The organism is Phenylobacterium sp., assembly GCF_036963605.1.
GTDB lineage: Bacteria > Pseudomonadota > Alphaproteobacteria > Caulobacterales > Caulobacteraceae > Phenylobacterium.
On the sequence record NZ_JBALUY010000013.1, the window covers coordinates 38,511 to 48,336 of the forward strand.

The window sequence follows — 9,826 nt, forward strand, 5'->3', positions numbered from 1 at the left end:
CCGGCGCGCCTCGATAGTCGCCAGCACCGTCTTGTTGTCCCACCGGTCGAGGAGAACCGTCGGCACGCCGTTCACCAGGGCTTTGCGCACATCGCCGGCCATGGGCGAGGCGTGATAGGCCGGTCCCGTGCAGAAGTGGACGTCGTCGTCCTGATAGGCCGGGTCATAGGTCGGTATCGGGGCGTTCGGCTTGTAGACGCCCTTGGGTCGGCCGGTGGTGCCCGACGAATAGAGCATGGTGTGGCCGCGGATCGGATCGTCGATATCGGCGCCGGAATAGGAGGCGAGCGCGGCGTCATAGTCCAGGAAGCCCGGCAGCTGGGCGCCGATGGCGACCTTTAGGGTCAGGCGCGGGCGCTGGTCGGCGGCCTCGGCTGCGCCGGCCACCGAAGCGTCAGCGAACAGGGCCTTGGCCTCGCAGTTGTCGATCACATAGCCGATCTCTTCGGGCGTCAGATGCCAGTTCACCGGCGTCATGCGCAGGCCGCAGCGTTGGGTGGCGAACAGCACATCGACGAATTCGGCCCGGTTGGGACAGAGCAGGGCGACGGAATCCCCGGGCTTCAGGCCCTCGGCTCGCAGGAGCCGGGCGATGCGGTTAGCATTGGCGTTGAGTTCGCCGAAAGTCCGGGTCGGACCCGCCATCTCGAATATGGCGATCTTGTCCGGCTGTCGCGCGGCCCAGAAGGCCGGGGCCATGCCGAGTTCGGCGGCCGCCTTCAGATCGTTTGCAGAATCGTCGTCGAGCCGTCCAGCCATAGGGCCTCCCTGCCGGCCGCGACGCTCTCGATGGCGTCTTCTTCGATGGCCTGGCCCGGCCAATATGGATCACTAATGGTGCGAATGTCACTAGACGGCTTCGCCTTCCGCGCAGCGGAACTTGCCTAGGCGCCAGACGCGGCCCACAAATCCCCCATGAGGTCCGAAACGGCGCAGAGGGGTGGCCGCGCCCGGCTTTCCCCTGAGGTGCGGCGGGGCCAGATTCTCGACGCCGCCGAAGTCCAGCTGATCGCCCATGGCGGGCTGCCCTTGCCCCTGGAGGACCTGGCGCGGGCCGCCCAGGTCAGCAAGGCGCTGATCTACGCCTACTTCCCCAATCAGCACGACCTGGCCAATGCGCTTCTGGCCCGCCGCTTTGCGGCGCTGCTGGCGGCAGGACTGGAGGATGGGGCGGCGCTTGCGGACCTGTTCGACGCCGCCCAGGCCTGCGCGGGGCTCTACTTCGAAGAGGTGGCCCAGGCAGGGCCGGTGGCGCACATCGTGCTGCGCGATCCCTTCATGGCGGGACGAATAGATCCCGCGCTCGCCGCCATCCGCGATCGCATCGCCCGGCGGCTGGCCCGCCAGGCCCGGTCAAGCCTGCTTCTGGCCTCCAAGGAGGCGGTGGCCGGGCTCAGTCTCATGACCACCATCCCCGAGGAGGCCGGCCGCCTGGTCCATGCCGGCGACTTGAGTTTAGAGCGGGGGCGCGAACTCACCGCGCGCCTGATCGGTTCGTCCCTGCGGGCCCTGACGCCCGACGCGGTCTAGCTTCGACCTTCGCGGACGATCTCGCGATTGCCGCCGGTGACGATGGCCAGGCTCAACCGCTCGGCCATGGACAGGGGAATCTTCTTCTCCGCCAACAGCCGCCCGGCCCGCAGGCAGACCGCCGTCAGCACCACGGTCGCGCCGCGCGCCAGATCGGCCTCGACGCCATAGCGGGTCTGCAGACGCTCGGTCATGCGCCGGCGGGAATAGCCGCTCTGGACCTCTCGCTCGGCCCGCAGGCCGGCGCGAACTTCGGGGCTGTTGAGCAGCCGCTGGATCAGGGCGCCGCGCGCCTCCACCTGGCGCAGATAGGCGAGCGTCGACAGGGTGACCCTGGTCAGGTTGTCCTGTCCGCGTTCGATCTCGGCCTGGCGCTCGTCATTCATCGCCGCCAGCTCCCGCCGGGCGAGCGCGGTCAGCAGATCGGCGCGCCGGGGAAAGAGGTTGTGCGCCTGGGCCTCGCTCAGGCCGGTCTCGCGGGCGATGCGCTTCATGGTCGCCGCATGCAGGCCCTCCGCCGTGATGATGGTCGCCGCCGCCGCCATCAGCTGGTCCTGCCGGGCCTCGGGCGAGAGGCGGGTCCGGTCGCGGCGCGCGCGGCCGGCTCGTGCCGAGAGGTCCACCTCGGCGTCCACGCCTGCCGGCGCGGGCGGCAGGGGCGGGCGCTCGGCCTTCTGCGCATTCCAGTAGCCGCGCCCGGGATAGGGCACCATCAGTCTGTCGCAGATCTTGGCCAGGCCGTTGCGGCTGATCCCCCACTGGACGGCCAGGGTCGACAGCGGCGTCGTCCAGACCTGGTCGTACAGCGCCTCCCGCGTCAGGCGCGGCGGGGGCGATGTCTCAGCTTGGTGTCGCGGGGCGGCCATGGGGCCAAGGCTTACCCCCTCAGGCCGACTTGGCCCAGAGGGGGGAGGAGGCCTTCATGAAGCGGATCATGAAGGTGACCGTGGCCACATCCTTGCCCGTGGCCGCGTCGGCGATATCGACGTCGTACCAGGCGTTTTCGGTCTTCGGGCTTTCGGTGAGTTTCAGCATGGTGGTCCGCCCGACATAGTCGCGACCGGCCTTGAGCGGCCCGTCCATGATGCGGATCTCCAGGGCGCCAAAGAGGCCCACGGACTGGTTCACCTTGGCCAGCACGGTGGGGCGGCTCATATGGGCGAGCTTGATGAGGTGGGAGGGCGGCAGGACCCCCTCGTCGTACATCGGCAGCCGTTCGGTGATGCGACCCAGCGCCTTTTCCAGCGCCTCGGCCTCGACGCGCATGGGAATGTCGATGTTGACGTCGCCAACCTTGTATCCGGCCAGGATGCGAAGCGCTCCAGGCGACGCCAGAGCCTGGGTGGCCATACGGCGAGCCATCTCCGACTCCGCGTCACGGGTCTCGCCGCTCGCGGTGCCGACGCAGACCTGGTCGCCCTCGCGATTGAACATGGTCAGGCGTGAGCGCGGGCTGGCCGCCTCCATCACCGCCTTCACCTCCTCGCGGTCCACCGTCGCCTGGGTGAAGTGCAGGGACATGCTCCCGCGGGCGAACCAGTCGTCGCCATAGGTCTCCACCAGCATGGGCGCGAACTGGTCCATATGGACCGAGCCCGGCACCGTGCCGCCCTTGAAGCCGAGCTTGGCGGCCACCTCGTCATTGTGGATCGAGCCCGGCGCCTGCTGGAAGCCGTTGTGGGGGCTGCGGAACTCGCCCTCGATGATCTTGCCCTGAACGGTGTCGGCCATGACGGTCTCCCTGTCTGTGACGCTCTAGAACGCGCCCATCATCTCTTCGAAATTGCGGCTGTAGAACCGCTCGCGATCATCCTCGCTGAGGCCTTCGAAGGTCCGCTCGAACCGGCCGATGGGATCGGTGGTGCCTTCGGGGTGCGGATAGTCGCTGGAAAACAGAAAGAGGTCGGCGCCGGCGTCGGCGATCAGGTGGCCCACATCCTCCCCGGGGAAGGGGGTGAACTTGATGTGCTTGCGCATGTATTCCGACGGCTTCATGGCCAGGGCCTTCAGCTGCGGGTCGGTCTTGGAAAAGCTGCGATAGCCGAGATCAATCTGGCGCAGGAAGCCCGGAACCCAGGCCGCGCCGAACTCGATCACGCCGCCGCGCAGGTCCGGGACCCGGTCGAAGAGGCCGTCATAGACCATGGCCGCCAGGAACATCTGGGCCGAGAAGGGCAGGACGATGAAGTCCTGGAAGCGCAGGTTCTCGCCGCCGCCGTGCAGGTCGGGCGATCGGGGCTTGCCGTTGTTGTTGTACTGCTTGGGCAGCACCCGTGAGCCCTGGCCGATGTGCAGCATGAAGGGGATGCGCTTGCTGGCCAGCAGGGACCAGAAGGGGTCGAGGTCCGGGTGGCCCGGTGAGCGGTCGCCGGCCGGGGTCGAGGGCACCCAGAAGGCGCCGCAGCCGAGCTCGATGGCCTCCTGCGCGATCTCCACAGCCTTCTGCGGATCATCGAGGGGCACAAAGCCGACGCCGATCAGTCGGGGGTCGGCGCAGAACGCGGCCATGGCCTTGTTGTGGGCCCGGGCGCCGGCGAACAGCACCTCGGGATCTTCCGCCCCACGGAAGTGGGCCAGGGACGAGGTGGCGAACACCAGCTGGCGGGAAAAGCCCAGCTCATCCAGGGCGCGCTTGCGCTCCTGGGCGTCGAAGGCGCCATAGGCGATCCAGCCCTTCGGCCCATCCACGAGCTTCTCGGCGGCCTTGCGGGCGGCTTCCGGATCGTCGGCCCGGGCGCGGGCGGCGGCGACCTGGGTTTCGATACGCTCAGCAGATTTCCGCCCCTTCAAGTGATCGAGCAGCGCGCCCTGCGCATGGGGTACCAGCCAGTCGCCTGGCTCCATCACATGGCTGTCAGCGTCGTGAAAGACGCGGCCGCTGGCATAGGGGGCCATGGGATTTCCTCTGTCGTTTTCTTTTTGACGAAGACACCAATACATAAGATCGACGGGTTCGCAACCGGGTCCGCGGCCTGCACGGGCAAGGCTGCACAACCCTCTTTGTTGACGGTCGCACCAATTAAACCTACCCAGGATGTCATGACTGAACTCGACGATTTGCGCGCCGCCGCCCGCGCCTGGGTGGCGGAAAACTTCCCCCGGGAATTGGCCGGCCACTCGCCAGTGATGGGGCAGACGTCCGCCGCCGACGCCGAGGCGCTAGAAACCTGGAAGACTCGCCTGTGCGCCCAGGGGTGGGGCGTGCCCACCTGGCCGCCAGAATACGGCGGCGGCGGGCTGACAACGGCAGAGGCCCGCGTGGTCCGCGAGGAGATCCGCGCCGCCGGCGGCTGGAACCCCATCGGCTGGAGCATGGGGGTGCGGATGTTCGGCCCCACTCTGCTGGAATATGGGACAGAGGATCAGAAGCAGCGCCACATCCCCCCCATCGCGCGGGGCGAGACGCGCTGGTGCCAGGGCTATTCCGAGCCGGGCGCGGGCTCGGACCTGGCTTCGCTGCAGACCCGGGCGGAGGATCGCGGCGACCACTTCCTGGTCAATGGACAGAAGATCTGGACCTCTGGCGCGCAGTACGCCGACTGGTGCTTCTGCCTGGTGCGCACCGACGCCAGCAAGAAGCATGAAGGCATCAGCTTCCTGATGATCGACATGGCCTCGCCGGGAATCGAGGTGCGGCCGATCCGGCTGATCTCAGGTTCCTCGCCCTTCTGCGAGACCTTTTTCACCGACGTGAGGGTCCCCAAGGAGAACCTGCTGGGGCCGCTCAATGGCGGTTGGACGGTGGGCAAACGCCTGCTGCAGTACGAGCGCCAGCGCAGCGAGGACGCGCCCGCCCGCCCCGGGGAGGGCAGGCCACTGAACGAGGTGGCGGTCGATCATCTCGGTCTCGACGCCTCCGGACGTCTGGCCGAAACAGACATCCGCCGCCGGCTGACCGACCATCTGATGGAGCGCAGGCTGCTGCGGCTGACCATGGATCGCGCCGCAGCGGAGTCCAAAGGGGCGGGGCCGAGCGCGGCGACCTCGATCCTTAAAAACGTCTCCTCGGTGGTGAATCAGACCCGGGCCGAACTGCTGCTGGAGATCTATGGCCTGGGCGGGCTGGGCTGGGAGGGGGAGGGCTTCGATCCTGACGCCCTGGCCAACACCCGTGAATGGCTCTCGGGCAAGGCCTCGACCATCTATGCGGGCTCTTACGAGATCCAGAACAACATCATATCCAAGCGCATCCTGGGCCTGCCCGATCCGGCCGGCGCGGCGGCCTGACATCACAAGAAAAACGACCCTGGGGGACGAGATGGACTTCATCGGAGAGAAGACGGCTGACGGCGTCACCCGTCGGGAGTTCCGCCTGCAGGTGGGCGGCGACACAGTGCCTGGCTGCGTCTGGGCGCCGGAGGGCGCCAAGGGCTCGCGGCCCCTGATCCTGCTGGGCCACGGGGGCTCTCAGCACAAGAAGGCGGCCAATATCGCTGGCGCCGCCGTCACTCACGCTCAGACGCTGGGCTATGCGACCGTGGCCATCGATGCGCCGGGCCATGGCGACCGCATCAGCCGCGAGGCCGCCGAAAAGGGCCGCGCCGCAGCCCTGGCCGCCGGCCGAGCCGCTCAGGAGGGCAAGCGGCCGGAAGGGGCCGAGCGGCCAAAGATCTCCCGCGATCCCGAGACCGTCGCCAAGGTCACCGCCGAATGGAAGGCGACCCTGGACGCGGCCCAGGCGCTCGATTTCATCGGGTCAGACCACAGGGTTGGCTATTGGGGCGTCTCCATGGGCACGCGCTTCGGCGTGCCGTTCGTCGCCGAGGAGCCGCGGATCGCCTGCGCCATCTTCGGCCTGTTCGGAGCCTTCCCGGGGCTTGAGGACCACAAGGCCGCGGCCGAGCAGATTCAGATCCCGCTGATGTTCGTCTACCAGTGGGAGGACGAACTGATGAAGCGCGACCAGGGGATCGCCCTGTTCGACGCCTTCGGCTCGACGGAGAAGACCATGCACATCAATCCCGGCCGCCATGTGGAGATCCCCGCCCACGAGCGGGACTCCTGGCTGCCGTTCTGGAAGCGTCATCTGGGTCAGGCCTGAGCCAGCGCGTCAGGCGGCTGCGGCGCCCGCATCGGCCATGGCCCGGGCCACGGCCTCGGCGACCTTGATGCCGTCGACGGCGGCCGAGAAGATGCCGCCTGCATAGCCGGCGCCTTCGCCGGCCGGGAACAGGCCGCGCACGTTCAGGCTCTGGAAGGTCGCGTCGCGGGTGATACGGATGGGCGAGGAGGTGCGGGTCTCGACCCCGGTCAGCAGCGCCTCTGGGTCGTCATAGCGCGGAATCTTGCGGCCAAAGACGGGCAGGGCCTCGCGCATGGCCTCGATGACGTAGTCGGGCATCAGGGGCGCGAGATCGGTGGGCCTGACGCCGGGCTTGTAGCTGGGCTCGACGATCCCGAGGGCGGTCGAGGCCTGGCCCGCCAGGAAGTCGCCGACCCGCTGGCCCGGCGCGAAATAATCACCGCCGCCGGCTATGAAGGCGCGGCCCTCCAACTCCCGCTGCAGTTCGATCCCGGCCAGGGGATGGTCGCTGGGATAGTCCGCCGGGGAGACGCCGACCACGAAGCCGGCATTGGCGTTCCGCTCATTGCGCGAATACTGGCTCATGCCGTTGGTCACCAGCCGGCCGGGCTCCGACGCCGCCGCCACCACCGTGCCGCCTGGACACATGCAGAAGGAATAGGCCGTCCGCCCGTTGGCGCAGGGGTGCGACAGGGAATAGGCCGCCGCCCCCAGGTCGGGGTGGCCGGCACAGGGGCCGAACATGGCCTGGTCGATCCAGGACTGCGGATGCTCGATGCGGAAGCCGATGGAGAAGGGCTTGGCCTCGATATGGACGCCCCGGTCATAGAGGGCCTGGAAGGTGTCGCGGGAGGAATGGCCGATGGCCAGAACCACCTGGTCGGCCTCGAGGAACTCGCCGGTGTGCAGGTGGACGCCGCGCAGCCGGTGGCCGCCGTCCGGGCCGCGGTCCAGCTCCAGATCGGTGACCCGCTGCTGGAACCGGTACTCCCCGCCCAGGGCTTCGATCTTGGCGCGCATGGCCTCGACCATGGTCACCAGCCGGAAGGTGCCGATATGGGGGTGGGCCTCGGTCAGGATCTCGGGCGGGGCGCCGGCTGCGACGAACTCGGTCAGCACCTTGCGGCCGAGAAAGCGCGGGTCCTTGATCTGACTGTAGAGCTTGCCGTCGGAAAAGGTGCCGGCGCCGCCCTCGCCATACTGGACGTTGGACTCCGGGTTCAGCTCGCTCCGACGCCACAGGGCCCAGGTGTCCTTGGTCCGCTCGCGCACCACCTTGCCGCGGTCGAGGATGATCGGCCGAAAGCCCATCTCGGCCAGGATCAAGCCGGCGAACAGCCCGCAGGGGCCGGCCCCGATCACCACCGGCCGCAGTCGTCCGGGCGGGGGTGAGGTCGCCACCAGTCGATAGGCCGTGTCCGGCCTCGGCCGCAGATGGGGATCGCCGGCCAGGCGCTGGCGGACGGCCGCCTCGTCCCGCACCTCGACATCGACGATATAGACCTTGAGGATCGCCGACTTGCGCCGCGCGTCGTGCGCCCGTTTCCAAACCGACCAGCTCAGAAGGTCGGCTTCGGTCACGCCCAGGCGCTGGCTGATGGCCGTCGGCAAGGCGTCCGGGGCGTGGTCCAGGGGCAGTTTGAGTTCGGAAATTCGCAGCATCAGCTCCCCCTTTAGCGGCTTGAGCGCCATGGCGCGATACGGCCCCCGGAGGAACCGGGCCGGGGTCTTGTGGATTCGCCCTTCAGAAAGGAGATCTGTCATGACCAGCAAACGCGAACTGATCGAGCCTACCCCCGGCGACAAGCGCTATGTCCGTCGCGATGAAGACGGCAAGTTCAAGGAGGTGGTGGATGTGGGCCGGTCCCTCGCCGCCGACCAGCGCCAGGAGGCCCAGGCCAAGGCCAAGCCCGGGCAGGGCGACCGGGGCGATCGATAGGAGAGGTCAGGCCCTGACGCCCAGGGAGGCGGCGAGGGCGCGTTCCACCCGCGCGACGACGCCGTCGTCGGCTTCCTGTGCCCAGTCCGCATAGACGCTGGCCAGCGAGGCGGCGTGGTGCTCCTGCAGGCGCACGCCTGCGGCGCCATAGGCGCGGCGCACCGCCAGTTTGAATCGCTCTTCCAAGGTCACGTCATCTCTACCCATGGGGAGAGCCGTGGTGCGCTTTGCCAAACAGCAGGTTAATTCGGCGCGGAGATTTTAACCCCCGGACGCTTTCCGGCGGTCCACGGTGAAGCCGCCCTCGCCATGCTTGCCGACGCTGACGAACTCGGCGTCGCCGGCCTTGTGGACGAACTGTTCGGCCACCAACCAGGCCTTGACCGGCCGCAATGTGCCCAGGCACCCGCCGATCATGGCGGGGAAGGCTACGGCGAGCTGCGCCCAGATCGGCGGCTGGGCCATGACCGCCCAGATGGCCCAGAGCGTGGTGACGACGACGCCCACGCCGCTCATCACGAAGAAGGCCGGCCCGTCGGCGGGATCGGCGAATCCGTAGTCCAGGCCGCAGTGGTCACAGCCCTCGGCCAGGGTCAGATAGCCCTTGAACAGCTTGCCGTGGCCGCAGTTCGGACAGCGGCAGCGAAGGCCGGCGCTGAGGCTTGAGGGGTGGTCGAAGGATTCCGCCATCTCGATGGCTCCATACAAAGCGAGCTTGTATCCATACAATTATGAAATAATGTATGGAGGTTGGTCCGGGACTTCAATCACAATGACAATCCGCCGCATTCCCTGGCTCCGCCATGCGCCGAAGGGCGGCGGCGAGCCGATCTATCTCGCCCTGGCCCAGGCTCTGGAAACGGCGATCCGGTCGGGCGAGTTGCAGCCGGGGGACCAGTTGCCGCCCCAGCGGACGGTGGCCGCCCTGATGGGCGTCGATCTGACCACCGTGACCCGGGCCTATGGCGTCGCCCGGAGTCGGGGCCTGGTGGAAGGCGCTGTGGGGCGGGGCACCTTCGTCCGACGACTGGCGGTCGAGGATGAGGTCGGCCTCGTTGATCTCAGCATGAACCTGCCGCCCCAGCCTCAGGGTCCGTCGATTGCGGCCAGCCTAAAGGCGACGACGGCCGAGGTGCTGCAGCGAACCGATGCGGCGACCCTCATGGCCTATCACCCTGGCCTCGGCGCCCTGGGCCAGCGGGCGGGCGGCGCCGCCTGGCTGGCGCCCGTGCTGGGTGAGGTGGCGCCCGAGCGGGTGCAGGTCTGTCCCGGCGCCCAGGCCGCCCTGTCGGCCCTGGTCTGGGGCCTGGTGGGGCGTGGCGGAACCCTGGTGG

At 68.4% G+C, this 9,826-nt stretch carries 12 protein-coding genes; 5 read left to right on the top strand and 7 right to left on the bottom strand.

Annotated features, from left to right (window positions below; genetic code table 11):
* The coding region (locus tag V7702_RS04250) for an AMP-binding protein (RefSeq protein WP_335648900.1) at positions 1–759 on the bottom strand (759 nt) is incomplete at its 3' end.
* 156 nt (positions 760–915) lie between these two features.
* Here V7702_RS04250 and V7702_RS04255 point away from each other — a divergent pair.
* The gene (locus V7702_RS04255; protein ID WP_335648901.1) at positions 916–1,530 is read left to right on the top strand and encodes a TetR/AcrR family transcriptional regulator; all 615 of its coding nucleotides are present in this window, start codon (positions 916–918) and stop codon (positions 1,528–1,530) included.
* Here V7702_RS04255 and V7702_RS04260 read toward each other — a convergent pair.
* Genes V7702_RS04260 through V7702_RS04270 form a run of 3 tightly spaced genes read right to left on the bottom strand, consistent with a single transcriptional unit; the run spans position 1,527 to position 4,425 of the window.
* Complete coding sequence (locus V7702_RS04260; protein WP_335648902.1) at positions 1,527–2,396, bottom strand: TetR/AcrR family transcriptional regulator; 870 nt, start codon at positions 2,394–2,396, stop codon at positions 1,527–1,529. The two genes, V7702_RS04255 and V7702_RS04260, sit on opposite strands and share 4 nt — an antisense overlap.
* Before the next feature lie 19 nt (positions 2,397–2,415).
* Positions 2,416–3,261 carry a hypothetical protein gene (locus V7702_RS04265; RefSeq protein ID WP_335648903.1) on the bottom strand — a complete coding sequence of 282 codons (846 nt, stop codon included), beginning with the start codon at positions 3,259–3,261 and terminating at the stop codon, positions 2,416–2,418.
* A 24-nt stretch (positions 3,262–3,285) separates the two neighbouring features.
* Positions 3,286–4,425, bottom strand: a complete 1,140-nt coding sequence (locus V7702_RS04270) for an amidohydrolase family protein (RefSeq protein WP_335648904.1) — start codon at positions 4,423–4,425, stop codon at positions 3,286–3,288.
* 144 nt (positions 4,426–4,569) lie between these two features.
* Here V7702_RS04270 and V7702_RS04275 point away from each other — a divergent pair, with 144 nt between their 5' ends.
* Both V7702_RS04275 and V7702_RS04280 read left to right on the top strand, forming a co-directional pair.
* Positions 4,570–5,757: an acyl-CoA dehydrogenase family protein gene (locus V7702_RS04275; RefSeq protein WP_335648905.1), complete on the top strand. Its 1,188-nt coding sequence runs from the start codon at positions 4,570–4,572 to the stop codon at positions 5,755–5,757.
* Positions 5,758–5,788: 31 nt separating this feature from the next.
* Positions 5,789–6,571, top strand: a complete 783-nt coding sequence (locus tag V7702_RS04280) for a dienelactone hydrolase family protein (RefSeq protein WP_335648906.1) — start codon at positions 5,789–5,791, stop codon at positions 6,569–6,571.
* A gap of 9 nt (positions 6,572–6,580) precedes the next feature.
* Here V7702_RS04280 and V7702_RS04285 read toward each other — a convergent pair whose 3' ends face one another.
* The gene (locus V7702_RS04285; RefSeq protein WP_335648907.1) at positions 6,581–8,215 is read right to left on the bottom strand and encodes an NAD(P)/FAD-dependent oxidoreductase; all 1,635 of its coding nucleotides are present in this window, start codon (positions 8,213–8,215) and stop codon (positions 6,581–6,583) included.
* Positions 8,216–8,315: 100 nt separating this feature from the next.
* On the opposite strand from V7702_RS04285, the gene V7702_RS04290 reads away from it, so the two are divergent.
* A complete protein-coding gene (locus tag V7702_RS04290; protein ID WP_335648908.1) occupies positions 8,316–8,492 on the top strand; it encodes a hypothetical protein in 177 nt (58 codons plus the stop codon).
* Between the two features lie 6 nt (positions 8,493–8,498).
* Here the strand turns inward: V7702_RS04290 and V7702_RS04295 are convergent, their stop codons facing one another.
* Positions 8,499–8,684, bottom strand: coding sequence for a hypothetical protein (locus tag V7702_RS04295; protein WP_335648909.1), 186 nt, complete (start codon positions 8,682–8,684; stop codon positions 8,499–8,501).
* A 69-nt stretch (positions 8,685–8,753) separates the two neighbouring features.
* Positions 8,754–9,182: a DUF983 domain-containing protein gene (locus V7702_RS04300; protein WP_335648910.1), complete on the bottom strand. Its 429-nt coding sequence runs from the start codon at positions 9,180–9,182 to the stop codon at positions 8,754–8,756.
* A gap of 82 nt (positions 9,183–9,264) precedes the next feature.
* Between V7702_RS04300 and V7702_RS04305 the strand changes: the two genes are divergently transcribed.
* The coding region (locus V7702_RS04305) for a GntR family transcriptional regulator (RefSeq protein WP_335648911.1) at positions 9,265–9,826 on the top strand (562 nt) is incomplete at its 3' end.

What these genes read in the sequence shown, in the direction of transcription:
- V7702_RS04255 (WP_335648901.1), top strand. Translation starts at nt 916, where the DNA reads ATGAGGTCCGAAACGGCGCAGAGGGGTGGCCGCGCCCGGCTTTCCCCT.
- V7702_RS04260 (WP_335648902.1), bottom strand. Translation starts at nt 2,396, where the DNA reads ATGGCCGCCCCGCGACACCAAGCTGAGACATCGCCCCCGCCGCGCCTG.
- V7702_RS04265 (WP_335648903.1), bottom strand. Translation starts at nt 3,261, where the DNA reads ATGGCCGACACCGTTCAGGGCAAGATCATCGAGGGCGAGTTCCGCAGC.
- V7702_RS04270 (WP_335648904.1), bottom strand. Translation starts at nt 4,425, where the DNA reads ATGGCCCCCTATGCCAGCGGCCGCGTCTTTCACGACGCTGACAGCCAT.
- V7702_RS04275 (WP_335648905.1), top strand. Translation starts at nt 4,570, where the DNA reads ATGACTGAACTCGACGATTTGCGCGCCGCCGCCCGCGCCTGGGTGGCG.
- V7702_RS04280 (WP_335648906.1), top strand. Translation starts at nt 5,789, where the DNA reads ATGGACTTCATCGGAGAGAAGACGGCTGACGGCGTCACCCGTCGGGAG.
- V7702_RS04285 (WP_335648907.1), bottom strand. Translation starts at nt 8,215, where the DNA reads ATGCTGCGAATTTCCGAACTCAAACTGCCCCTGGACCACGCCCCGGAC.
- V7702_RS04290 (WP_335648908.1), top strand. Translation starts at nt 8,316, where the DNA reads ATGACCAGCAAACGCGAACTGATCGAGCCTACCCCCGGCGACAAGCGC.
- V7702_RS04300 (WP_335648910.1), bottom strand. Translation starts at nt 9,182, where the DNA reads ATGGCGGAATCCTTCGACCACCCCTCAAGCCTCAGCGCCGGCCTTCGC.